Source organism: Streptomyces sp. Y2F8-2, from assembly GCF_014905555.1.
Taxonomy (GTDB): Bacteria; Actinomycetota; Actinomycetes; order Streptomycetales; family Streptomycetaceae; genus Streptomyces; species Streptomyces cynarae.
Genome location: NZ_BNGS01000002.1, coordinates 202,189 through 226,510 on the forward strand (window position 1 = coordinate 202,189; position 24,322 = coordinate 226,510).

20 protein-coding genes are annotated in these 24,322 nt (G+C 72.6%); 10 read left to right on the forward strand and 10 right to left on the reverse strand.

The features are described 5' to 3' along the window. Window positions 1-5: 5 nt before the first annotated feature. The 3 genes from SY2F82_RS06280 to SY2F82_RS06290 form a co-directional block, all read right to left on the reverse strand. Window positions 6-2,723, reverse strand: a complete 2,718-nt coding sequence (locus SY2F82_RS06280; RefSeq protein ID WP_236041310.1) for a SpoIIE family protein phosphatase/ATP-binding protein — start codon at window positions 2,721-2,723, stop codon at window positions 6-8. Window positions 2,724-3,076: 353 nt separating this feature from the next. Further along, window positions 3,077-4,939 carry a molecular chaperone DnaK gene (gene dnaK / locus SY2F82_RS06285; RefSeq protein ID WP_200417961.1) on the reverse strand — a complete coding sequence of 621 codons (1,863 nt, stop codon included), beginning with the start codon at window positions 4,937-4,939 and terminating at the stop codon, window positions 3,077-3,079. A gap of 164 nt (window positions 4,940-5,103) precedes the next feature. Continuing rightward, on the reverse strand, window positions 5,104-5,529 hold the full coding sequence (locus SY2F82_RS06290; protein ID WP_200417962.1) for an OsmC family protein: 426 nt from the start codon (window positions 5,527-5,529) through the stop codon (window positions 5,104-5,106). Between the two features lie 154 nt (window positions 5,530-5,683). Here SY2F82_RS06290 and SY2F82_RS06295 point away from each other — a divergent pair, with 154 nt between their 5' ends. Further along, the gene (locus SY2F82_RS06295; protein ID WP_236041226.1) at window positions 5,684-6,466 is read left to right on the forward strand and encodes a hypothetical protein; all 783 of its coding nucleotides are present in this window, start codon (window positions 5,684-5,686) and stop codon (window positions 6,464-6,466) included. Further along, window positions 6,456-8,960 (forward strand): VWA domain-containing protein, encoded by a 2,505-nt coding sequence (locus SY2F82_RS06300; RefSeq protein WP_200417963.1) that lies wholly within the window; start codon window positions 6,456-6,458, stop codon window positions 8,958-8,960. The genes SY2F82_RS06295 and SY2F82_RS06300 overlap by 11 nt, the downstream gene beginning before the upstream one ends. 5 nt (window positions 8,961-8,965) lie before the next feature. On the opposite strand, the gene SY2F82_RS06305 is transcribed toward SY2F82_RS06300, so the two are convergent. Further along, window positions 8,966-11,050 carry an alkaline phosphatase family protein gene (locus SY2F82_RS06305; protein WP_200417964.1) on the reverse strand — a complete coding sequence of 695 codons (2,085 nt, stop codon included), beginning with the start codon at window positions 11,048-11,050 and terminating at the stop codon, window positions 8,966-8,968. Between the two features lie 78 nt (window positions 11,051-11,128). Next, entirely contained in the window at window positions 11,129-11,581 is a 453-nt protein-coding gene (locus SY2F82_RS06310) for a hypothetical protein (RefSeq protein WP_200417965.1), read from the reverse strand. Between the two features lie 85 nt (window positions 11,582-11,666). Between SY2F82_RS06310 and SY2F82_RS06315 the strand changes: the two genes are divergently transcribed. Then, complete coding sequence (locus SY2F82_RS06315; protein ID WP_200417966.1) at window positions 11,667-12,440, forward strand: MBL fold metallo-hydrolase; 774 nt, start codon at window positions 11,667-11,669, stop codon at window positions 12,438-12,440. After that, a complete protein-coding gene (locus SY2F82_RS06320; RefSeq protein ID WP_200417967.1) occupies window positions 12,440-13,063 on the forward strand; it encodes a DedA family protein in 624 nt (207 codons plus the stop codon). Before SY2F82_RS06315 ends, SY2F82_RS06320 begins: the two co-directional genes overlap by 1 nt. Window positions 13,064-13,078: 15 nt before the next feature. Here SY2F82_RS06320 and SY2F82_RS06325 read toward each other — a convergent pair whose 3' ends face one another. From SY2F82_RS06325 to SY2F82_RS06340, 4 genes are all read right to left on the reverse strand, one after another. Beyond that, window positions 13,079-14,155 (reverse strand): MBL fold metallo-hydrolase, encoded by a 1,077-nt coding sequence (locus tag SY2F82_RS06325; protein ID WP_200417968.1) that lies wholly within the window; start codon window positions 14,153-14,155, stop codon window positions 13,079-13,081. Continuing rightward, window positions 14,152-15,396 carry an aminotransferase class I/II-fold pyridoxal phosphate-dependent enzyme gene (locus SY2F82_RS06330; RefSeq protein ID WP_200418606.1) on the reverse strand — a complete coding sequence of 415 codons (1,245 nt, stop codon included), beginning with the start codon at window positions 15,394-15,396 and terminating at the stop codon, window positions 14,152-14,154. Before SY2F82_RS06330 ends, SY2F82_RS06325 begins: the two co-directional genes overlap by 4 nt. A 218-nt stretch (window positions 15,397-15,614) precedes the next feature. After that, a complete protein-coding gene (locus SY2F82_RS06335; protein WP_200418657.1) occupies window positions 15,615-16,811 on the reverse strand; it encodes a hypothetical protein in 1,197 nt (398 codons plus the stop codon). Between the two features lie 124 nt (window positions 16,812-16,935). Beyond that, complete coding sequence (locus tag SY2F82_RS06340; protein ID WP_200417969.1) at window positions 16,936-17,682, reverse strand: ANTAR domain-containing response regulator; 747 nt, start codon at window positions 17,680-17,682, stop codon at window positions 16,936-16,938. Window positions 17,683-17,802: 120 nt separating this feature from the next. Here SY2F82_RS06340 and SY2F82_RS06345 point away from each other — a divergent pair, with 120 nt between their 5' ends. Then, entirely contained in the window at window positions 17,803-18,915 is a 1,113-nt protein-coding gene (locus SY2F82_RS06345; protein WP_200417970.1) for a GAF domain-containing protein, read from the forward strand. On the opposite strand, the gene SY2F82_RS06350 is transcribed toward SY2F82_RS06345, so the two are convergent. Next, window positions 18,912-19,706 carry an RNA polymerase sigma factor SigF gene (locus SY2F82_RS06350; protein WP_200417971.1) on the reverse strand — a complete coding sequence of 265 codons (795 nt, stop codon included), beginning with the start codon at window positions 19,704-19,706 and terminating at the stop codon, window positions 18,912-18,914. The genes SY2F82_RS06345 and SY2F82_RS06350 overlap by 4 nt on opposite strands. 435 nt (window positions 19,707-20,141) lie before the next feature. On the opposite strand from SY2F82_RS06350, the gene SY2F82_RS06355 reads away from it, so the two are divergent. From SY2F82_RS06355 to SY2F82_RS06375, 5 genes are all read left to right on the forward strand, one after another. Further along, window positions 20,142-21,941, forward strand: coding sequence for a thiamine pyrophosphate-requiring protein (locus tag SY2F82_RS06355; RefSeq protein WP_200417972.1), 1,800 nt, complete (start codon window positions 20,142-20,144; stop codon window positions 21,939-21,941). Window positions 21,942-22,053: 112 nt separating this feature from the next. Then, window positions 22,054-22,446: a DUF2795 domain-containing protein gene (locus SY2F82_RS06360; RefSeq protein WP_103843324.1), complete on the forward strand. Its 393-nt coding sequence runs from the start codon at window positions 22,054-22,056 to the stop codon at window positions 22,444-22,446. A gap of 87 nt (window positions 22,447-22,533) precedes the next feature. Next, window positions 22,534-22,974, forward strand: coding sequence for a CBS domain-containing protein (locus SY2F82_RS06365; RefSeq protein ID WP_200417973.1), 441 nt, complete (start codon window positions 22,534-22,536; stop codon window positions 22,972-22,974). Continuing rightward, the gene (locus tag SY2F82_RS06370) at window positions 22,971-23,648 is read left to right on the forward strand and encodes a diguanylate cyclase (protein WP_374707130.1); all 678 of its coding nucleotides are present in this window, start codon (window positions 22,971-22,973) and stop codon (window positions 23,646-23,648) included. Before SY2F82_RS06365 ends, SY2F82_RS06370 begins: the two co-directional genes overlap by 4 nt. A 30-nt stretch (window positions 23,649-23,678) precedes the next feature. Beyond that, on the forward strand, window positions 23,679-24,218 hold the full coding sequence (locus tag SY2F82_RS06375) for a type 1 glutamine amidotransferase domain-containing protein (RefSeq protein WP_200417974.1): 540 nt from the start codon (window positions 23,679-23,681) through the stop codon (window positions 24,216-24,218). The last annotated feature ends 104 nt before the right edge of the window (window positions 24,219-24,322 follow it).

The window sequence follows — 24,322 nt, forward strand, 5'->3', positions numbered from 1 at the left end:
CCCGGTCACGGCAGTTCCTCCGCCCACATGTCCAGCAGGTCCGCGTCCGAGTCGGGCGCGGACCGCGCGGAGGTCCCGCCGGCTCCGGGGAGCGCCTGCTCGGCCCAGATGACCTTGCCCTGGGGCGTGTAGCGGGTGCCCCAGCGCTCGGCCATCCGCGACACCAGGAACAGGCCCCGGCCTCCCTCGTCGGTCGTCGCCGCGTACCGCAGGTGCGGTGAGGTGCTGCTGCCGTCGGCCACCTCGCAGACCAGCGTCCTGTCGTCGAGGATCAGCCGCACACGGATCGGCGGGGAGCCGTAGCGGATGGCGTTGGTGACGAGTTCGCTCAGGACGAGTTCCATGCCGAAGCCGAGTTCGGCAAGGCCCCACTCGTCGAGCTTGCGGGACAGGGCGACGCGCATCCCGGCGACGGCGGACGGGTCGGGCGGCACGTCCCAGTCGGCGATCCGGTCGGCCGGCAGCACCCGGGTACGGGCGATGAGCAGAGCGACGTCGTCCTTGGGCCGTCCGGGCAGCAGCTGGTCCAGCACGGCCTGGCAGCTCTCCTCGGGCGAGCGCCCGGGGTGGCCGGCGAGCACGGCGCCCAGCATCTCCATGCCCACGTCCAGGTCGCGGGTGCGGTCCTCGATGAGGCCGTCGGTGTAGAGCACGATCTGGGTGCCCTCGGGGAGTTCCAGCTCGGCCGTCTGGAAGGGCATGCTGCCGAGGCCGAGCGGCGGTCCGGCCGGCAGTTCGGGGAAGGTGACGCCACCGTCGGGGTGCACCAGCGCGGGCGCCAGGTGTCCGGCGCGTGCCATGGCGACGCGGCGCGCGACGGGGTCGTAGACGGCGTACAGGCAGGTGGCGCCCACGATGCCCGCGGCCGTCTCGCTGCCCGCCTCGTCCTGGTCGATGCGGCCGACCAGGTCGTCGAGATGGCTGAGCAGCTCGTCGGGCGGCAGGTCGAGGGAGGAGAAGTTGTGCACCGCGGTCCGCAGCCGTCCCATCGTCGCGGCGGCGTGCAGTCCGTGACCGACCACGTCGCCGACGACCAGCGCCACCCGGCTCCCGGGCAGCGGGATCACGTCGAACCAGTCTCCGCTCACGCCGGACTGGGCGGGCACGTAGCGGTAACCGACCTCGAGGGCGCTCTGCTCGGGCAGGGCCCTCGGCAGCAGGCTCCGCTGCAGGGTGACCGCCAGGGTGTGCTCGCGGGTGTAGCGGCGGGCGTTGTCGATGCTGACCGCGGCGCGGGCCACCAGCTCCTCCGCCAGTGACAGGTCCTCCTCGTCGAAGGGCTTCTGCTGGGTGGAGCGCCAGAAGTTGGCCATGCCGAGCACGACACCGCGCGCCCGGATCGGGGCGGCGATGAGGGAGTGGATGCCGTAGTCCACGACCTCCCTGGTGCGCTCCGGGTCCTGCGCGTGCCAGCCCGCGGCGGTCGCCAGGTCGGTCACCAGCTCTGCGCGGCCGGTGCCGAAGCCGCGTGCCTGGGGCGTGGAGGGCACGAAGTCGAGCAGTCGGCCCCTCTCGTAGAGCGGGTGGTCGTCCCGGACGCCGCGCACGGCGGTGCGGCGCAGGTCCGTGGCCGTGGTGCCGGGCTCCTCGCCGTGCAGCACGGCGTCGGCCAGGTCCACGGTGACGAAGTCGGCGAAGCGGGGGACGGCGACCTGGGCCAGCTCGTCGGCGGTGCGGACCACGTCGAGTGTGGTGCCGACGCCCAGTCCGGCGTCGTAGAGAAGCTTCAGCCGCTCCCGCGCGACCTCCGCCCTGCCGGACACCGCCTGAAGCTCGGTGGAGTCGCGCAGGGTCACCACCGTGCCCTTCGGGCCTCCGTCACGGTCCGTGGGCCGCTGGTTGACCGCCAGCAGCCGTTCCCCCGCGAAGACCACCTCGTCGGTCGCCTCGCGCCCGGAGACCAGCAGCGCCACCGTCGTGGGGTCGAGGGCCGCCAGGTCCGACACGCGCTGTCCCTCGGCGTCCAGGGGCAGCCCCAGCAGCCGCCTGGCCTCGTCATTGGCCAGCAGCAGCCGCCCGTCGCCCCCGATGATGAGGACTCCTTCGCGCACCGAGTGCAGCACCGCGTCGTGGTGCTCGTACATGCGGGTCATCTCGTCCGGGGCCAGGCTGTGGGTCTGCCGTCGCAGCCGCCTGCCGACCAGTGCCGTGCCCCCGGTGGTCACCAGGAGCGCGCCGGCTCCGGCGCCGAAGATGATCGGGAGTTGCCGGTCCACCTCGTTGGTCACGTTCTTGACCTTCAGACCGGCGGAGACGAGGGCCACCACCTTGCCCCGGGGATCGTCGACGGGAACGGTGGCCTGGACTTCCTCGCCGAGCGGGCCGTGGACGCTCTCGGTGTAGACCTTCCCGTCGAGCGACGGGCCGATCGTGCCCACGAACCGGTGGCCGATCCTGCTCGGCAGGGGGTGGGTGTAGCGGATGCCCTTGGTGTCCATGACCACGATGAAGTCGACACCGGCCGACTTGCGCCCCTTCTCGGTGAGGGGCTGGAGCACCTTCGTCGGATCGGGAGTGCGCAGCGCCTGCAGGATGCCCGGAGAGTGCGCGAAGGTCTGCGCGACGGCTATGGAGCGGCGCTTGGCCTCGGAGCCGGTGTCCCGCTTCGACTGCAGCACCAGGGCGACCACGGCGCAGACCACGAGCAGCACGACCAGCGCCACCTGCAGGACGAATACCTGTCCGGCGACGCTTCGTGGGCTTTTGCCGATCAAGGACCGCATCGATATGCGCCGAAATCGAGCGGTTCTGCTCGCCATGCGACATTTCTAGCACAGCGTTCCCTGCGGTCCGCCGGGCCGACGGGTTCGCGCCAGATCCTAGGCCGCCGTCCAGGGGCCGCGCGGCCCGGCCGCCGGGTGCCCCGTCGGGCTCGTAAGGCCGCGCCCACCTGTGCAAACGCCGGCCCGCCGGGAGATCTCCAGTGCTGTCGGGCCCTCCCCGGATCAGCGCGCGCTCCCCACGAAATCCCCACACCGGTCCGTCCGGAAGATCCTCGCCGCGGACCCGGCCGTACGGCACGGACGGCACGCGAAACCGCCGGTGCGGCAGGTCGCCGGGAGCCGGGCGGGGACTCTCAGGCAGCGCCCCCCTTGGTGTCCCTGTCCTCGTCGACGATCTCCGCGTCCACCACGCCCTCTTCGTCCTGCGGTGCCGTGTGCTGCCGGGTGCCTTCCGCCGACGTCTGCTGGGACTGGGCGTACATCGCCTGGCCCATCTTCTGGCTGACCGTGGCGAGCTTGTCCACTCCGGCCCGCAGTGCAGCCGTGTCGGCGCTCTCCTTGAGCAGGTCCTTCAGCTCGGCGACCGCCGCGGTCACCTCGCCCTTCGTGTCCGCCGGCACCCGCTCCCCGTTCTCCCGCAGGAAATTCTCGGTCTGGTAGACGAGCTGCTCCGCCTGGTTGCGCGCCTCCGCCGCCTCCCGGCGCCTGCGGTCCTCCTCGGCGTACTGCTCCGCGTCCCGCATCATCCGGTCGATCTCGTCCTTGGGGAGCGCCGAGCCGCCGGTCACCGTCATCTTCTGTTCCCGGCCCGTCGCCAGGTCCTTCGCGGAGACGTGCATGATCCCGTTGGCGTCGATGTCGAAGGTCACCTCGATCTGCGGCACCCCGCGCGGCGCCGGCGGCAGGCCGGTCAGGTCGAAGACGCCGAGCTTCTTGTTGTATGCGGCGATCTCCCGCTCACCCTGGTAGACCTGGATGCCGACCGAGGGCTGGTTGTCCTCGGCGGTGGAGAAGATCTCCGAACGCTTCGTGGGGATCGTCGTGTTGCGTTCGATCAGCTTCGTCATGATGCCGCCCTTGGTCTCGATGCCGAGGGACAGCGGGGTCACGTCGAGCAGCAGCACGTCCTTGACGTCGCCGCGCAGGACACCGGCCTGGAGGGCCGCGCCGACGGCCACGACCTCGTCCGGGTTGACGCCCTTGTGCGGGTCCTTGCCGGTGAGTTCCCGCACCAGGTCGGTGACCGCGGGCATCCGGGTGGAGCCGCCGACGAGGATCACATGGTCGATCGCGGAGAGCTCCACGCCCGCGTCCCGGACCGCCTGGTGGAAGGGCGTCCGGCAGCGGTCCAGCAGCTCGGCCGTCAGCTCCTGGAACTGGGCGCGGGTCAGCCTCTCCTCCAGGTGCAGCGGACCCTCGGCGGAGGCGGTGATGTAGGGCAGGTTGACGGTCGTCTCGGTGGAGCTGGACAGCTCGATCTTGGCCTTCTCCGCGGCCTCCCGCAGCCGCTGAAGCGCCATCTTGTCGGCGCCGAGGTCGATGCCGTACTGGCTCTTGAACCGCTGCACCAGATGGTCGACGACCCGCTGGTCCCAGTCGTCGCCGCCGAGGTGGGTGTCCCCGTTGGTGGCCTTGACCTCGATCACTCCGTCGCCGATCTCCAGCAGGGAGACGTCGAAGGTGCCGCCGCCGAGGTCGAAGACGAGGACGGTCTGCTCCTCGCCGCGGTCGAGCCCGTACGCGAGGGCCGCCGCCGTCGGCTCGTTGATGATCCGCAGGACCTTCAGCCCCGCGATCTCCCCGGCCTCCTTGGTGGCCTGCCGCTGGGCGTCGTCGAAGTAGGCGGGCACGGTGATCACGGCGTCCGTGACGTCCTCGCCCAGATACGCCTCGGCGTCCCGCTTCAGCTTCTGCAGGACGCGTGCGGACAGCTCCTGCGCCCGGAAGCGGGTGCCGTCCACGGAACCCTGCTCCGGGAAACGCCAGTGCGCGTCGCCCATGTGCCGCTTCACCGAGCGCGCGGTGCGCTCCACGTTCGTCACGGCCTGGCGCTTGGCGACCTCGCCGACGAGCACCTCGCCGTTCTTGGCGAAGGCCACCACCGACGGTGTGGTCCGCGCGCCCTCGGCGTTGCTGATGACGGTGGGCTCACCACCCTCGAGGACGGCCACCACCGAGTTCGTCGTCCCCAGATCGATCCCGACCGCACGTGTCATCGCCGTCCCCTTCCGCCCGGGCGCTTCCCGCTCTCCATCACAAATCTTGAGTGGCCCCGTGTCAACGTGCGCGACGGGGGGCTCCCGATGCGATGCCGGGTACCCGGAAACGACGGTGCCGCGCCCCCTCGGGGGGAAGCGCGGCACCTTCGGGAACGTGGGGCTCAGGCGAGCTTGGCGTCCAGCGTGATCGTCGTGCCGGCCAGCGCCTGGCTGACCGGGCAGTTCTTCTTGGCGTCCTCGGCGGCGGCGACGAACGCGTCGTTGTCGATACCGGGGACGGTGCCCTCGACGGTGAGGTGGATGCCCGTGATGCCCTCACCCGGCTGGAAGGTGACGTCGGCCTTCGTCTCGAGCTTGGTGGGCGGGGTGCCGGCGCCGGCCAGGCCGTGCGACAGCGCCATGGAGAAGCAGCTGGAGTGGGCGGCGGCGATCAGCTCCTCGGGGCTGGTCCTGCCGTTCGCGTCCTGGGAGCGCGAGGCCCACGTGACCGGCTGCTGGGCGATGCCGGAGGAGTCGAAGGTGACGACGCCGTTGCCCTCGAGCAGGTTGCCTTCCCAGACGGTGTGAGCGGTGCGCGTGGTTGCCACGGTTCTTCCTTTCGATGGGGTCCCGATGCCGGGTTCCGTGGCTCCCATCCGATCACACCCGGACGCGCCACACCCGACGGAGGGGCGGTGACGTGCCGCGTGGGGCATGTGAATCCCCTGACGGGGGTCAGCCCGAGGCCGTACAGTCCATGACATGCTCGAGCTCTTCCAAGTCCTCGGGGGAATCGCGGGATTTGGTGGGGTCGCACTCGGCGTCCTGTATCTGCTCTACCGGGACTTCGTGCGCGACATCATCCGCACCAAGATGTTCCGGACGCTCACCTCGGCACAGGCGACCGCACTCTTCGGAGCGGTCGTCGTCCTCGCGTTCGCGGTCGCGATCCTCGGGATCTTCGCCACGCTCGCCGAGAGCAAGGGGGTCCAGCAGTTCGTCGTGCTGGTGGGCATGCTCCTGCTGTTCCTGCTGGCCGTGTTGTTCGTCGGTGTGCGGATCATCACCGGCCCACGCTCCCGCCCCCGGCAGGATCGCGAGCCGACGCAGGCGGAACGCTCACTGGCGACGGTCCGCAGGTACGTGACGCTCAACGAGCCGGACAAGGCGGAGCAAGCCCTGGAGACCTCGCACGTGGACCAGGAGACCCCGGACTTCTGGTACTGGAAGTCCCGGATCGCCTTGGCCCGCTCGAACCTCGATGCCGCCACCGGCTACGTCGAAGAGGCGCTGAAGCTGGATCTCCGTGACCCCTACGCTCTCGCGCTCAAGATCGCGCTTCTGCTGCTCGCCAACGACCCGGCCAAGCGTGACCGGGCGGCGCTGCTGGCGGAGCGGAGCGGCGGGCTCGACCCTGAACTCGACGCGTGGCTGCGGCGGTTGCGGCCCGAGGGGATGTTCGACGAAGGAGTGCGGACACGGAGCCAGTTGGAGGCCCGGTGTCCGCTGCCCACACGGAGTACGGAGAATGCACATGCCGAGTGACCAGCGCAACGCGGCGTCCGGGCCGCCGGCCGTCGTCTACGTCGGTACGGCCGCCACCGGCGCCGGGGAAGGCGGCACGGGGGACCGGTTGGTGGCCGAGGCACACCGCCGGGCGCTCGACCTGGGCCTGTCCCCGCTGAAGCGGGTGGCGCGTACCGCGAGCGAGGCGGACGCGCTGCTCGCGGCGCATCCGGATGCCGTGATCGTGGCCCACCCCGGCGACGAACCGCTCTCGGCGCGGCCGGAAGCCGGTGGCGCGCTGTGGAACTTCCTGCACATCGGGGCCGTACTGCGCCCGTGCACGCCCGGAGGAGAGGACGGCTCGGAACCGGCGGCGTCGCCGCCTGTCCGCGGCAGGGAGGCGTTCCTGGTGGTCGAGCTGACGGGCCAGGTCGGCCCCGGCTCGGACCGCCTTCGGGTGCGCGAGGCGGAGTGCCGGGCCTTTGCGGAGGCGCTCGGTTTACGGGTCATGGATGTCCTCATGGGTGACCGTGTCGCACGGGCCGGGGGCAGAGCCGCTGTTGTCGGCCTGTACAGGGAACAACTGACCGTCATCGTCCACCCGGACGTCACCGTTCCCCGCTCTGACGCCCCGGACGCCTTGCTGATGAGGTGGTTGCGGCAGGGGCGGGTGATCCACTCGGGGCGGTGGGTCAACGGGTTTTCCCGGGGGCAGGCAGACGCCGTCGTGCACCACTTGCGCGCTGTCCGAAGGCACCAGGACACCGTAGGGGCGGCCGCACCGGCGAGCGACGGGCCTCACATCGACTTCACTGTCCGCGAAGAGATGGCGCTAGGTCTCGGTGACCTCTACGCGGCCGACTCCGGCTGGGCCGGCGTGGTGAGCGGGGTGGTCCAGGCGGGCTCCCACAACTCCGTGACCTGGGGCGGCGGCCGGGCGAACCCGCCCCGCCCTCCCCGCGACACCAGCCGCCCCCTCCCCCACGACGGCCTCTACATCCGCCGTAACAACGCTTTTGGCACCCGCTCCGCGCTCGGGGCGAAGGATCTCATCGAGCAGGGCGTCATCATCGGGCAGGACCAGATCCGGTTCGACGACTTCGTGGCCGCGCGGACCGATCAGGTGCCCGGCCCGCGCCCCGGGGAGGCCGTCGGTGTGAGCCATGGACTTGCCGCCGTCCACAGCGAGTTCAAGGCGAACGAGGCCACGACCCACTTCGTGGAGATCACGCTCAAAGCCGGCGAGACAGCTCCCGAGGACGCTCCGGTCGCCGAACCGCTCCCGGTGAACTTCGTCTTCGTCGTGGACACCAGTTACTCGATGCGAGGGCAGAAGCTGGACACGGTCAAGTCCGCCCTCCAGACGCTCTACGACACCCTGCGCCCCGCGGACTGCCTGGGCATCATCACCTTCGACCACAGCGTGCGCACCGTCCTGCCCGCCGCTGCCAAGAAGGACCTGAGCGCCGACCGTTTCGCGGAGGTGGTCTCGGGACTGACCGCCGACGGCGGGACCGACATCAACCTCGGCGTCCAGTACGGCATCGACGAAATCGGCCGGCACGCGCAGTCCGGGCGCACCCTCAACTGTCTCTACGTCTTCTCCGACGGCGACCCCACGTCCGGCGAACGGGACTGGATCCGGATCCGTGCGAACATCGCGGCCAAGCTGCGCGGCGACCTCACCCTCTCCTGCTTCGGTTTCGGCTCCGACGCACGCATGCCCGAACTGGCGGCGCTGGCGGGGCTGGCCGGCGGCCACTCGACGTTCGTGACGCGCCCGGAGCAGGTGGGTACCGATCTGCTCGGCGACCTGGCCAGACGCGACCATCTGGCCGCCATCGACATCCAGCTCAAGCTCGACATCGACCCCGAGGTGGAGATCCGGCACCTGTACGGACACGACCTCGTCACCGATCTCCGGGCACGCGCCGCCGTCCTCCGCGAGGCGGAGCAGGCGGGCGTGCGGGCACGCACGGACTACGGAACCGAAGCCCTGCCCGACATCATCACCGAGGAGAAGGGCATCCGGATCTTCGCACCCGACCTCGCCTTCGGTGAGACGTACTGGGTCGTCCTCGAGGTCAGGGTGCCGCCGGGCCGTGACCCGGAGGGACTGGGCACTGCCACCGTGCAGTACGTGGACACCGTGGCCCGCGCGAGCCGCCGCCACGAGATCGACCTGTCCAAGGCGCCGACGCTGGCGGAAGAGATCGTCACGGTGCATGCGATCGGCCTGTGGACGAGTGAGGTCACCTTCTACGCGCTGGACGACCTGTACGACCGGGACAGGGAGGCGGCGAAGAACCGGCTGACCCAGCACATCGAGATCCTCAAGGCAGCGCACAGCCGTCTGCCCGCCGATGAGTTCCGCGACGACCAGGTGACCCTGCAGAAACTGATCACGCTGGCCGGCACGCTCGGCACCATGGTTTCGTTCAGCGACGCCTCCCACGGCCCGCACTTCGCCACCACGGTACGGGCGATGAACGACTTCGGCAGGGTGCGGTCGGGGTTCTGGCAGCAGTACTGACCCGGTCAGGCCGCGCGTTCGTCCGTCTCCTCGGCGCCGGTCAGCGGCACTTGGGGGCCGTCGCACTCGTACAGCCAGCGGCGGAAGACCTGGTGGACCTGCTCGGCCCCGCCAAGTTCGGCGCCCTCCTCCGCCGGGGCGGACAGGTCCACCGGCCACAGCAGGAAGGGCCGGCCCTGGGCGCCGCCGAGCCCGCCGTGCGAACCGATCTGCTCCTCGAACGCCAGGACTTCGCCCTCGTCCGGGTCGTACCAGGAGTTGACCATGATGTCGGGGGCGTGCGGGAAGGAGTGCGTGCGGCGCACGGCGTCGGCGGCACCCGGCCCGAAGCCGGCGAGCGGGCCGGTCTCGTCGGCGAGCCGGTCCACCGGGATCTCGGCGCCGAACGCGCCCAGCACCACCCCGCCGTGCTCCTCGCTGCGGACCAGGAGGAAACCGACGCCGGGATGGTTGGCGAGCGTCGACAGCAGCGCGGGGTGCCGGCGGTCGATCTCCTCCTTGCTCATCCGGTGCGGCACGTCGGGGAAGGAGACGAGCCCGAGGTTCCCGGAGGCGAGCACGATGGGCTCCGAGTCCCGGCGGGCGGCCCCGTGGTGCTCGGCCTTCTCCTCGACGGGCCGGCGCAGCGCGGCGCGTACGGCGGCACGCGCCTCCGCCCCGCTGTGGGTGTGCTCCACCTTGCGCGGCACATGCAGCCCGCAGCCGGCCCGCACCAGGTCGGCGAGGCTGAGCCCGTACCGGGTGCGGAAGGTCTCGCCCGGGCTCTGTCCGTGGTCGGACAGGACGACGATCCGGTAGGGGCGCGGGGCGTGCTCGGCGACCTGGACGAGCAGCGCGAGGGAGCGGTCGAGCCGGTGCAGGACCTGCTCGGCGTCGCGGCTGTGCGGCCCCGAGTGGTGGGCCACCTCGTCGTAGGCCACCAGGTCCGCGTAGACGGCGCTGCGCCCGGCGAGCATGTCGCCGATCACCGCGGCGACGACCACGTCCCGTTCGACGACGGTGGCGAAGGCGCGCACGAAGGGGTACAGGCCGCCGCGGCCCACACGCGGCCGCTGTCGCCTCAGCCGGGCCCGGGTGGACTGGCCGATCTCGCGGGCGACCTCGGCGGCGAACGACATGGCGGTGCGGACGGCGTTGGCCGGGTCGCTGAAGTACGCGAAGTAGCCGGCGCGTGAGCGGTTCTCCCTGCCTCGCCGGGCGGACACGGACAGCACCAGGGCGAGCTGGTCGGCACCACCGCTGAACAGGTTGCCGCGGCTCGCGCCGTCGACGGTGAGCAGACCGCCGTCGCCGGTCCGCTCGACGGCGCGGCGCTGGAGTTCCGCGGCGCTCGTCGGACGGTTGCACACGACGACCTCGCGGGTCTCCTTCTCGTACCAGCGGAACGCGGGGACGTCGTGGTTGGAGCCGTGCAGGATGCCCAGCTGGCTGGCGCCGGTCTGGCTGGACCAGTCGGTGCGCCAGGCGGTGAGCCGGTGGCTGGGGCCGCCGTCGCGCGGGACGAGCCAGGAGGCGACGGTCGGCATCAGACCCTTGGCCACGGCCGCGCGCAGCACGTCGTGTCCGACGCCGTCGAGCTGGACGAAGACCACGCCCGGGGTGACACGGCCGGAGCGACCGTCGCCGCGTCTGCGGCGGCGGTCGGCGAGCCGGTACAGCCTTCTGCGGTACGCGTCGTCGTCCCGTACGGCGAGGGCGGCACCGGTGGCCGAGGCGACGGCGGACATCGCCGCGGCGACCACGACCGCGGTCTCGGGGGCGGCCTCGGCGTCGCCGGAGGGGTTGACGCGGAGGGCGACGAGCAGGAGGGAGCCGTTGAGGAAGAAGACGAGCAGGCCGAGGACGAGGGCGGGGACGAGCAGCAGGAGCCGTACCAGCAGGGGCCACACCAGGGACGACAGCAGACCGAAGACACCGGCGCCGACGGCGGCCGTGACGGCTATGCGGGTCGCGCTGTCGCCGCCGGGGGACTGCAGCCGGAAGTCGGGCAGGACGGCGGCGAGGACGAGCACGGTGCCGGTGGAGGCGGCCCACACGGCGACACTGCGCCCCACACCGCTGAGCAGCTTCCGCCAACGCCCGTGCCCCACGCCCAGCTCACCTCACGTCATGGCCCTGCCGCCCTCTCGGATGCGCCCCCACCTTGTCACAACGCCGGGAGCCCCCCGTCAGCGACCGTCGTACCCGGCCGTCGGCAGCGACAGGCGGCGGTGGATCCGGGCCTTCATCCCGGCGTCGTACGACGGTTCCGCGCGGCCGACCGTCTCGACGCGGACGCCTCGCCGGGCGCACTCCGCGGTGAACTCGTCCACCGAGGTCAGGGCACGCTCCAGGACACGGCGGCTGGGGGCCACGAACAGGTCGACCAGACCCGCCTCCACATCCGTCCACAACGCGCAGTGGTCGGGGCGCAGGCCGCGGACGAGGAGTTCCCGCGTCACCACGTAACCGCGCTCCGCCGCCCATCGCGCGCACATCGCGTGCTGGCTGCGGGAGTCGACGAGGAAGGGTTCCGCGTCCAGTTCCTCGAGCGGCGTCAGGCTGGCGATCGCCGTGACCCGGACCGTGCCCGGCCGGCCGCGGGCGTCGCGCGCGCCGGCGGTGCCGTGCGCCTCTCCCATGGGGTCCCCCCTCGCCTCAGGGTTTCCCCGCCGACCCTACCCCTGCCCGTAGGCTCGGGGGGAGTCGCGCGAAGGAGGCAATGGAGTGCCGGTGGAGGTCACGTGGTGGGGTCACGCCACCTGCACGGTCGAGGACTCCGGCGTACGGGTGCTCACCGATCCCCTGTTCGCGCGCCGCCTCGCGCATCTGCGGCGGCGCCGGGGCGCCCCGCCGCCGCCCGAGGCCGCGGTGGCGGACGTGACGCTGGTGTCGCATCTGCACGCCGACCATCTGCACGTGCCGTCGCTGGCCCGGCTGGCCCCGGGCACCCGGGTGCTGGTGCCGCGCGGCGCCGCCGCCCAGGTGCCGGGGCTGCGCAGGCTGGGCCGGCTGCGGCTCACGGAGGTGGCGCCCGGGGACCGGGTGCGGGTCGGTGACCTGGTCGTACGGGTGGTGCCCGCTCGGCACGACGGTCGGCGGCTGCCGGTGGGGCCGCACCGCTCCCCCGCGCTCGGGTTCGTCGTCGAGGGGGAGGCGCGGACGTACTTCGCCGGGGACACCGGTCTGTTCCCGTCGATGGCCGAAGAGGTCGGGCCGGTCGACGTGGCGCTGCTGCCGGTCGGCGGCTGGGGACCGTACCTCGGCGAGGGGCACCTGGACGCGGGGCGCGCGGCGCAGGCGCTGGCCCGGCTGATGCCGCGCAGCGCGGTGCCGGTGCACTACGGCACGTACTGGCCGATCGGGATGGACGCCGTGCGCCCCCACGAGTTCCACGCGCCGGGCGCCGAGTTCGCCCGCCTCGCCGCGCGGTACGCGCCGGACGTCAGGGTGCACCTGTTGTCCCACGGTGAGAGCGTCCGCCCGGAGGTCGCCCGGTGATGAACCTCGCCGCCGCGACCACCCTCGTGCCCACGGAGTCCACCCAACAGGCCGTCGGATACCCGTCGTTGTTCCTGCTGGTGCTGATCGGGGCGCTGGTGCCGGTCGTGCCGACAGGGGCGCTGGTCAGTTCCGCGGCGGTCGTGGCCTTCCACCGGACCGCGCCCTTCCCGCTCGCGCTGGTCTTCGGCGTCGCGGCGCTCGCGGCCTTCCTCGGGGACGTCGCGCTGTACTGGCTCGGGCGGCGCGGCATGCGGTCGAAGAACGGTTCCCGCTGGCTGGAGAACCTCCGCGGCCGCGCCCCCGAGGACCGGCTCGCCCAGGCGCAGGAGAAGCTGAACGAGCACGGGATCGCGGTGCTCACCCTCTCCCGGCTGGTCCCGGCGGGCCGCATTCCGGTGATGCTCGCCTGCCTGCTGGCCCGTATGCCGCTGCGGGATTTCGCCCGCGGCGACGCCCCGGCCTGCCTCGCCTGGACCGCGACGTACCAGCTGATCGGCATCGTCGGCGGCTCGCTGTTCCCGAAGCCGTGGGAGGGCGTGGTGGCGGCGATCGTGCTGACGGTCGTGATCAGCACGGCACCCGGCCTGTGGCGCCGGATGCGCAGGGCCGCCACCTCGTAAGTTCCGGGCTCCGGCTCACTGAAGGACCCGTGACGCCCCCACCGGCAGGTCCCACAGGTCCTCGCGGGCCAGCCCGGCCTTCTCCCAGGCCGCCCGCACCCGGGTCAGCGGTTCCAGGACCGGCTCCGCCGACAGCACGAACGTGGCCCAGTGCATGGGCGCCATCCGCCGTGCGCCCAGGTCGAGCGTCGCGCGGACCGCCTCCTCCGGGTCGCAGTGGACGTCGCTGAGCCACCAGCGCGGGTCGTAGGCGCCGATCGGCATGAGGGCCAGGTCGATCCCCGGATAGCGCTGCCCGATCCGCTCGAACCAGTGCCCGTACCCGGTGTCGCCCGCGAAGTAGACCCGCTGCCCGTCGGGCGCCGTCAGCACCCAGCCGCCCCACAGCGAACGGCACGTGTCGGTCAGGGTGCGCTTGGACCAGTGGTGGGCGGGCACGAAGTCGAAGCGGACGCCCTTGACCTCGGCGGCCTCCCACCAGTCCAGCTCGGTGACACAACGGAACCGCCGGCGGCGGAACCACGCGGCGAGCCCGGCCGGTACGAGCACCGGGGTGTCGCGCGGAAGGCGGCGCAGCGTCGGGGCGTCGAGGTGGTCGTAGTGGTTGTGGCTGATGACGACCGCGTCGACGCGCGGCAGGGCGTCCCAGTCGATGCCGACGGGCGTGATCCGGGCGGGTGTGCCGAGGATGCGCCGGGACCAGACGGGGTCGGTCAGGACCGTCAGCCCGCCGATCCGCACCACCCAACTGGCGTGGCCCGCCCAGGAGACGGCGACCGTGCGCGCGTCGACCCGCGGCAGCGGGCCCGGCTCGTACGGCAGCCGGGGAATGTCCTTCAGGCCCTCGGGGGCGGGCCGCACCGCACCCTCGCGGGCGAAGCGGGCCATGGCCTTCAGGCCGGGCAGCGGTGTGGTCAGCCGGTCGATGAAGGAGCGCGGCCAGATACGGCGCTCTCCGAGGGGGCGGGGCGCTGCGAGCGGCGGCGCCACCAGCGGCGGGGGGTCCTGACTCAGCAGGGGCGTGGACGCGGGCGCACCGGTGTCCCGGTGTGCCGCAACGGTGCTCGTGGTCGACTCGGACTGCTGCGTCATCGAGGAGGCTCCCATCGCTGAGCGTCGTCGCGGAGATCGGCGAAGACCGATCCCACATGGGTCAACGCGCGTTGTACGTGTGGCAGTTCCAGCGGCTCCGGTGAGGTGAGGCACTGCGCCCGTTCCGCGGCGGTCGCGCCGAGGAGGGGTCCGGTGGACAGACGGACGCGGAGCGCCGCCAGGTCGTCCCCGAAGCGGTGGCCGCCGGGCGCGGGCATGCCGAGCCCGGCGGTGAGGAGGTCCTCGAGTTCCTGCGCGTCGCCGACACCGCGCGCGTCGAGCGCGGAGCGAAGCGGCTCCAGGTCGGCGTAGAGGTGGCGGCCGGCCTGCGGGGGCAGGACGAGGGCGCCCGCCGCGACGACGGCCCGGCGCACGGCGTCGGCCACGCGCGCGTGGAGAGCGGTGCCGGCGGTGAGGCGCTGGGTGACGTCATCGGGCTCGTCGAGGGCGTACGCGGCCGCTGCGGCGACCGGGTCGGCGATCCGGGCGCCGAGCGCGGTGAGCACGTCCAGGGCGCGGGCGCGCAGTCCGGCGCCGTCGGGGGTGGCCGGGAAGCGGGCGACGGCCGCGGGCCAGCCGGGCGGCAGGAAGGGCCCGGCGAGGTCGGTGACGACGGTGACCCGGTCCGGCAGCATCTCGGCGGGGCTGAGCAGCACGGTGTCGTGCGGCCGGTGCACGGTGTCGCGCCAGGTCTCGTCGCTGACCAGGTGCAGCCCTTCCCCGGCGGCGGCCTCGACGGTCTCGTGCACGAGTTCGGGCGGGGCGACGGTGGCGGTGGGGTCGTCGGCGACGGCGAGCACGAGAAGGCGGGGGTCGCCGCCCTCCGCGCGGATCCTGCGGACGGTTTCCAGGAGGGCGTACGGGTCGGGGACGCCGCCGCACTCCATGGGTGTCGGCACATGGAACACGGACCGCCCCAGCGCCCGGACCTGGGGCGCCCACCAGGCCGGGCAGGGCCTCGGGACGAGGACGTCGCCGCCGAGCGCGGCGGTGACGGCGACGAAGATTGCGGGGGCGCCGGGGGCGGCGGCGACGTCGTCGGGCTCGGCGGGCAGTCCGCGCCGGGCGAAGTAGCCGCAGGCGGCGTCGAGGAGGGCAGGCAGACGGGAGGGGCCGGAGTCGTCGTGGTCGGCGGCCTCGGCGAGCGCCGCGGACAGGCCCGGCAGGAGGGGCAGTCCCTGCTCGGGGAGGGGCGGTCCGTAACGGACGGGGCCGTGCCCCTCCGGATCCGTCCGCCGCATGCGTGCCTCCGCGCAGTCCCTGGTGCCGTGGCCGGTCCCCCCTGCTCCGGCTCGCTGCACGCCCTCGACCCGTGGCCGCTGCCCGCTGTCGTACTCCTGTTCCTCTACGGTGTCGAAGACGCCCTCGGGCTCTGAGTACCCCGGGTTCGGGCCGGTCATGGGCGTCCGGCCGGGTTGCCCGGATCACAGGGTCAGACGTTCGGATCTCGGGTGCGGGTTCAGGCGTGGCCGGAGCGTCCGCGTCCCCAGAGCCGGTGGACCGCGGCACCGAGGGCGCCCGCGATCAGGAGGCCTCCGGCGGCCAGGGTGGGCACGGAGCCGGTGAAGGCGCCGCCTTCCCCGGCGTGCACGCCGTGCTGGGCGCCGACGGGAGGCTGTGCCGCGCTCTGCTTCCCCTGGTCGCCCTGCTGCTTGCCCGTGGCTTGCTTGCCCTGGCTGTCCCCCTGCGCCTTGCCCTGCCCGTCGCTCTGCTGCTTGCCCTGGCTGTCGCCTTGCTGCTTGCCGGACACCTGGGACTGGCCGTCCCCCTGTTGCTTGCCCTGACCGTCCCCCTGTTGCTTGGACTGGCCGTCCCCCTGCTGCTTGGACTGGCCGTCACTCAGCTTGCCCTGGCCCTCGTCCTGCTTGCCCTGGCCGTCGCCCTGTTGCTTGCTCTGACCGTCCCCTTGCTGCTTCGTGGACCCCTCGGACTGCCTGTCGCCCTGTTGCTTGCTCTGACCGTCGCAACCGTCGCCCTGCTGCTTGCCGGATCCCTGGGACTGCCCGTCCCCCTGCTGCTTGCCGGATCCCTGGGACTGACCGTCCCCCCGCTGCTTGCCCTGGCCCTCCCCTTGCTGCTTGGACTGCCCCTCCTCCCGCTGCTTTTCCGACTGCTGCGTCTGCCCCTCCCCCTGCTGCTTTTCCGACTGCTGCGTCTGCCCCTCCTCCTGCTGCTTGCCGCCCGGCGGGGCGTCACCGTCGTGGTGGTGGCCGTGGCCCTCCCGGTACACGGTGAACGAGACGGTCCACGGCCTTTCACGGCCGCCCGGGCCCCCCGGGCACCGTCCGTCGACACCCCACGACGCCTCGCGGCCGGCCAGGTGGGCGACGGCGTTCACGCTCCCGCCGACGGGGACGCGGGCCGTGCCGCGGTAGCGGACGCCACCCCGGCGCTCGGCCCAGTCATCGTCGTCGTCGCGGTGGACCCGGTGCAGCCGCACCCTGCCCCCCTCGAAGGCCTGGGAGGCGCCCTCGATGGCGTCGGGCAGTCCGGCGCCGACCGCGTCGCAGGACACCGAGACGGTGACGGTGTCCCCGGGCGCGACGGAGCGCGGGGTGATGTCGGCGGACGAATCGGCGGACGCGCTCGGGACGACGGCGCCCAGGGCGGCGCCGGCCACAGCGGCGGCGGACAGGACTCGGGCAGTGCAGCGCATGGGGCGGGCTCCTTCGGCCGGGTTCCTCCATGACAGCCCGGTCGGCCGTGGCCCGCGCGCGGCCGTGCCCCATTCGCGCGACCGGCACCGCCGTGCGGGTGACGTCAGGCCGCGCACGGAGGGCTCAGCCGGCCAGCGAGAGAAGCTCCCGCTCCAGGCCGCGGCCCCGCTTGTCCACGACGCCGGCGGCGACGTCGGCGAGTTTGCGGTTGGCGCCCTGGGAGATGCGGCGCAGTACCTGGAAGGCCGTCTCGGCGTCGCAGCCGAGGACGTGCATCACGATCCCGCACGCCTGGTCGACGACGGGCCGGGAGCGCAGGGCGGCGCCGAGCTGGTCGAGTTCCGTGAGGGCGGCACGGTAGGAGCGGTCGCGCACCAGACAGCCCACGGCGAGGTCGCCGAGCACCCGGGCGGGGCCGTGCGGGGCGCCCTTCAGGGTCCCGGGCCGGAAGCTGTAGAGGCTGAGCGTGACGACCAGCCCCGACCGCCGGAACGGGATCGTGACGCTGGACCGTACGCCTGCGTCCAGGGCGAGCGCGCGGTACTCCGGCCAGCGCTCCTCGCGCAGCAGGTCGAAGGCCTCGACGGGCTCGCCCGACTCCACGGCCGCGGGGATCGGCCCGTCGCCGCTGCGGAGCTGGACGGTGACGAGCGGGGCGAGATCGGGATGGGTGACGGCGGCGGACCGGTCCGTGCCGCCCTCGACACCGCCTTCCAGGACAGTGGTGCTGGCGCCGCAGCAGCCGGGGGTGCACCGAGCGACCTGTTCGACGAGGTCCGACAGCCGGCGCCCCGGGAGGGCGGACTCGGGGGATTCGGCCGCCAGGCGGTAACCCCCCGGGTGGTCATCGAGTTGTCCGGTCTCCGGCATACCTCACCTCCTCTTCGGGCGGCTGCCCGCTCACCCCGGTGGAAAACGGCGTCCGTGACGACGTGGCCGGTTCCGTGCGCGCGTCCTCGGGAAGCAGTCCGTACGGGTTAGGTTCGTCGCATGGCGCAGACGGACGAATTCGGTGAAGAGCTGGCGGATTTCGTCCGCCGGGTGGCGGAACTCAAGGCGGCCCGTGCCATACCCGCGGACGACCTGCCCTCGGTGCTCGACGCGGCGATCTTCGAACTCGACCATGTGGCGGGTCGGTTGTGGCCGTGGTACCAGCGGCTGTCCGCGGGCGCCGGGGCCGCCCCGGCCGGTTCCGGTGAGCGCCAGGAGCAGCAGCTGCTGAAGACCCTCTTCCAGCGGCTTCCGGTGCCGGTCGCGCTGGTGGACCGCGAGACGGTGGTGCGGCGGCTGAACTTCGCGGCCATCTCCTTCACCGGGGCCCGCGCGGGCTATGCGACGGGCCGCCCGCTGACCGGGCTTCTGGCGCATGCCGACCGGGCGGCGTTCCGTTCGCAGACGGCCGCGGTGGCGCGCGGCGAGGGCGACCGCAGCATGACGGTACGTCTGCCGCAGCATCCGTCGGTGCCGGTACGGGCGACGCTGGTCGCGGTGCGGCCGAGCGGTGAGCCGCGCACGGCGGTCATGGTGGTGCTGCAGCCCGCGGACACCCGGGTGCCGGCCGGTGAACACACCCCGCCCGGCGGCGTCCCGGACCTGACGGAGACCACGCGGCACGCGGCGCTGATGGACCTGCTGGACGCGATGACAAGTGCACTGCTCACCGCGCCGGCCGGGGCAGTCCTGGAGCGGGCGGCCCGGGTGTTGCACGGCCGTTTCGCGGACTGGGTGGTGGCGGACGCGGGAGACGGGCGCCTGACCCGTACGGCGGTACTGGGACCGCCCGGTGAGGACGTGGACGCGCTGGTCGCGCAGGACCCCGCCGGGTGCCCCCTCGTCGTCGAGGCGGCGCGTGGCGGGTCCTCGGTCCTGCGGGTGCGGCCGGAGGACCCGGAGGCGTTCGGGCGGGACGCCTCGGGTGCCCCCGTCCTCATCCGCGCGAACGTGACGTCCCTGCTGTGCGTGCCGCTCACCGACGGGGGCACCGTGCGGGGCGTGCTCACGCTGTTCCGCAGCGGGGCCCGGCCGGCGTTCTCGATGGCGGAGGCGCAGGCGATGGACATGATGTCCCGTCACATGGCGCTGGCCCTGCGGGCCGTCGGTTAGACGGCGTCCCGCATCACCTGCTCGCGCAGCCGGGAGCAGCAGCGGCTGATCAGGCGGGAGACGTGCATCTGGGAGATGCCGAGCTGCTCGGCGATGCTGCTCTGGGTCATGTCGTCGAAGAAGCGCATGTACAGGATGGCGCGTTCGCGCTCCGGGAGCGCCTTGAGACGGGGCTTGACGGCCTCGCGGTCCACGACGGTGTCGAGCGCGGGGTCGGGCGAGCCGAGCGAGTCGCCGAGCGAGTACCCGTCCTCGCTGCCGGGCAGTTCGGCGTCCAGGGAGAGCGCCGTGAAGCTCTCCAGGGCCTCGAGGCCGGCCAGGACGTCCTCCTCGCTCATGTTGGCGTGCTCGGCGATCTCGGCGACGGTGGGCCTGCGGCCCGAGACGGTCTGCGACAGGTCCTGGACGGCGAAGCGGACCCGGTTGCGCAGGTCCTGGACGCGGCGGGGCACGTGCAGGGTCCACATGTGGTCGCGGAAGTGCCGCTTGATCTCACCGGTGACGGTGGGGACGGCATAGCTCTCGAAGGCGTGCCCGCGCTCGGGGTCGTACCGGTCCACGGCCTTGACCAGGCCGAGGAACGCCACCTGGCGCAGGTCCTCGAAGCTCTCCCCGCGGCTGCGGAAGCGGCCCGCGAGCCGTTCGGCCATGGGCAGCCAGGCCTCGACGATCTCGTCGCGGAGCGCGTCGCGCTGGGGGCCCGGGGGGAGCGAAGCGAGCCTGCGGAAGGCCTCCGTGGTGTCGGGGGCGTCGTCATGGGGGTGGTGCTTCACGCTAGCTCGGTTCTGCATGGTGCGTCGCAACTCCCTTGCTGGTGCCTTGCTGGTGCCTTGGGTGGACGGTCACCGTGGGAGGGGGCGGCGGGTGCGACAGGGCACACCGTGGCGTGATCCACCGCTCCCACGGACGTGCCTCCTGTCCGAAGCACTGAGTCGCGCCTGCCCGGGCTCATTCGCCGCAAACACGGGTCTTCAGAAAGTCTTCGGCCCGGTCCCGGCGCTGCGGACGACGCATCACGCGGGAGCTCGTCGCCTCCGCCGGGCCAGGAGGCTCGCACGCCGGCGCCCCGTTCGGCTCGCAGGCGGGCCCCCGCCCCCGCGTCCCGACACCTCACGGGCGTCCCCATGGCCCGCGGGCTCACCGTTGGGCGGCAGGTTTTCCCCGCATCGGCCGGGTGACTCGACAGGTGCGATCCGTACGCACCCTCTTCCCATGGGAGGTTCCCGATGGCCACCAAGGTCGCCGACCACGTCCTGGCGCGCTTGCGCGAATGGGACGTGGAGCATGTCTTCGGCTACCCCGGCGACGGCATCAACGGGCTGCTCGCCGCCTGGGGCCGCGCCGAGGACCGGCCACGGTTCCTGCAGGCGCGGCACGAGGAGATGGCCGCGTTCGAGGCGGTCGGCTACGCCAAGTTCAGCGGCCGTCTCGGTGTGTGTGCGGCCACCTCGGGACCCGGCGCGATCCACCTGCTCAACGGCCTGTACGACGCCAAGCTCGACCACGTGCCCGTGCTCGCCTTGGTCGGCCAGACGCACCGCACGGCGATGGGCGGCTCCTACCAGCAGGAAGTCGACCTGCACACCCTCTTCAAGGACGTGGCATCGGACTTCGTGGAGACCGTGATGGTCCCCGAACAGCTGCCGAACGTCCTCGACCGCGCGATCCGCACCGCGTATGCGCGCCGCGCCCCCACGGCCCTGATCATCCCCGGTGACGTGCAGGAACTGGACTACTCGCCGCCGACGCACGAGTTCAAGATGGTCCCCTCGAGCCTCGGCCGCGGCGCCTGGACGGCGGTCCCCTCGCAGGAGTCCCTGGAGAGGGCCGCGGAGGTCCTCAACGCCGGCGACAAGGTGGCCATCCTGATCGGCCAGGGCGCGGCCGGCGCGGTGACCGAGGTGCAGCAGATCGCCGAGCTGCTGGGCGCCGGCGTGGCGAAGGCGCTGCTCGGCAAGGACGTGCTCAGCGACGAGCTGCCGTACGTCACCGGCTCGATCGGTCTGCTGGGCACCCGCCCGTCGTACGAGCTGATGCGCGACTGCGACACCCTGCTCACCATCGGCTCCTCGTTCCCGTACACGCAGTTCATGCCGGAATTCGGCAAGGCGCGGGCCGTGCAGATCGACATCGACCCGCACATGATCGGCATGCGCTACCCGTACGAGGTGAACCTCGTCGGCGACGCCAGGGCGACCCTGCAGCGCCTGATCCCGCTGCTGGACAAGGACCGCGGCCGCGAGTGGTTCGAGACCGTGTGCGCGAACGTGTCCCGCTGGCACGAGGTCATGCAGAAGCGGGCGGAGCTGTCCGCGGACCCGATCAACCCGGAGTACGTGGCCCGCGCCCTGGACCCGATGCTGCCGCACAACGCGATCATCACCTCCGACTCGGGTTCGGTTGCGAACTGGTATGCACGGCACCTGACGATGCGGCCCGGTATGCGCGGGTCGCTGTCCGGGACGCTGGCGACGATGGGCAGCGGGGTCCCGTACGCGATCGGCGCGAAATTCGCCCATCCGGACCGGCCGGTGATCGCGCTGGTCGGTGACGGCGCGATGCAGATGAACGGCCTCGCGGAGATGATCACGGCGGCGAAGTACAAGGACCGCTGGGAGGACCCGCGGCTGGTGGTGGGCGTGTGGAACAACCATGACCTCAACCAGGTGACGTGGGAGATGCGAGCGATGGAGGGCGCCCCCTCGTTCATGCCGTCACAGGAGATCCCCGACGTGCAGTACGCCGCCTTCGCGCGCTCCCTGGGTCTGACCGGCGTCCGGGTGGAGAAGCCGGAGGACGTGGAGGCGGGCTGGCGCGCGGGGCTGGAGGCGGACGGCCCGGCGGTCGTCGAGTTCCTGACCGACCCGGCGGTGCCGCCGATCCCGCCGCACGCCTCCTGGGAGCAGATGCAGGCAACGGCGGCCTCGATCCTGAAGGGCGACGCGGACCGCGCCGGGATGATCCGCCAGGGGTTCAAGGCGAAGGTGCAGGAGTTCCTGCCCGGACGCGGCAACAAGGAGTCGTGAGGAGCCGTATCGAGACCCGGACACGGCCGAAAGCGGACGATCGCCGGCGGGGCGGCCGTGTCGACCGGCGCCCCTCGGGTACGCGGGGGCCACGCGACATATGGAGGGACTCATGCAGCGAGGCAGCGACCGGCTGAACGTCCACCGGGACGACGAGATGAAGCACGAACTCCAGGGGCTGCTGCGCTCGGGCCACCCGACGCGGACCGAGGAGTGGCACGACCCCGAGCCGACCGCCGACGACGACCCGGCGGTGTGGGCCGGTCCGGTGATTCCGGGCGGCGCGCGGTCCGTGGCCGATGTGCGCTTCGAGCTGGCACGGATCCTGGGGCGTACGGCGTTCCCGGGCCGCCCGCCCGAGCTGATCGACGCCCTGCGCCGCCACCACGCCCCGGACGCGCTGGTCGCCCCCCTGGAGCGGCTGCCGCGCTCCTCGCGCTACGCCAACGCGCAGGAGCTCGCCGAGGCGATCGTGGGCGGCGAAGGGGCGGGCCGGAGCGCATAGGCGTCCGACGCGCGGGTACTGCGGGCGTCGTCCCGCCGACACACCCCACCCCTGCCGGCCGGGGGAAGCAGGAAAGGACAGCAGGCCATGGCTGATTTCGTCAGGGAGGTCATGACGCCGGGCGTCGTGGCGGTCCTCCCGGACGCCTCACTCGTGGAGGCGGCGCAGCTGATGCGTGCCGAGGACATCGGGGACGTCCTGGTCGCCGAGGACGGGCGCGTCGTCGGTGTGCTCACGGACCGTGACATCGCGCTGCGGGCCGTCGCGGACGGAGCGGACCCGCTGACCGTGAGCGCCCGTGCGGTGTGCACCCCCGACCCGGTGGTGGTCGGCCCCGACGATCCCGTGTCCACGGCCGTGGACCTGATGCGAGGGCACGCCGTCCGCCGGCTGCCGGTCGTCGAGGACGGCCGGCCGGTGGGCATGGTGAGCCTGGGCGACCTGGCCGTCGCGCAGGACCCGACGTCGGCGCTCGCGGACATCAGCCAGGCCGAGCCCGGAGGCGGGCGCGGCGGGGTGCCCGCGTGATCCGCCGACGCCGGGCCGACCGGGTCAGTGCGTACGGCGCCACCGTGGACGTCGGCGACGCGACGACCCGCTACCTGTTGTACGGGCTGCTGCCGTTCTGGTTCGCGCCGGGCCTGGCCGACTGGCTGATGCACCGGCGCACCGGGATCGAGGACACGTCCGGCACGAAGGAGTCGTTGATCCACGCGCTGATGATGACCGAGGTGGGCGTGCCCATCGCGCTCACGCTGCGCTACGAGGTCAACCCGCTGCTTCTGTGTGTGCAGTTGGCCGGGACCGCGGTGCACGAGGCGACCGCGCTGTGGGACGTCCGCACCGCCGAGGACAGCGACCGTGAGGTCAAGCCCGTGGAGCAGCACATCCACAGCTTCCTGGAGTCGCTGCCGTTCGCGGCGCTCGCCGCGCTCGGGTGTCTGCACGCCGACCAGGTGCGGTCGCTGCTGCGCGGCGGCCGGGGCGACCCGCGCGCCTGGCGGCTGGTGCGGCGGCGCCGGCCGCTGCCACGGGGCTATGTCATGGGCATCGCGGCGGCGATCGGCGCGTGTGTGGCGCTGCCCTACGGCGAGGAATTGCTGCGCTGTGTCCGGGCCGGACGGCGCCGGGCGCGCGACGGCAAGGCACAGGAGGAGGCGGGCGACGAGGCCGTGTGGCAGCCGCAGGACCAGGCCGTGTGACAGCACAGGCAGAGGAAGGACTTGGACATCATGCGTATCGCGTTCCTGACCGCGCCCGAGGGCGTGGAGCAGGTGGAACTCACCGAGCCGTGGCAGGCGGTGAAGGACGCCGGCCACCAGCCGGTCCTGGTGTCGACGAAGCCGGGACAGGTGCAGGCGTTCAACCACCTGGACAAGGCGGACACCTTCCCGGTGGAGGCGGTGGTCGGTGAGGTGCCGGCCGAGTCCTTCGACGGGCTGGTGCTGCCGGGTGGGGTGGCGAACCCCGACTTCCTGCGGATGGACGAGCAGGCGGTGGCGTTCGTCCGCGCGTTCTTCGACCAGGGGCGGCCGGTCGCCGCGATCTGCCACGGCCCGTGGACGCTGATCGATGCCGATGTCGTACGGGGCCGCACCCTGACGTCGTGGCCGAGCCTGAAGACGGACATCCGCAACGCGGGCGGCACCTGGGTCGACGAGCAGGTGCACATCGACCGCGACGGCAACCTGCTGATCACCAGCCGGAAGCCGGACGATCTGAAGGCGTTCGACGAGGCGATCGTGACGGAGTTCGCCGGCCAGAACACCTGAACGCTTGAACACCTGAACCACTGGAACAACCCATAACCATCGCCCGACCGGCGGTACACGCGGAAAGGACCCGCCCCGCAGCCCCGATGGGGGCCGCGGGGCGG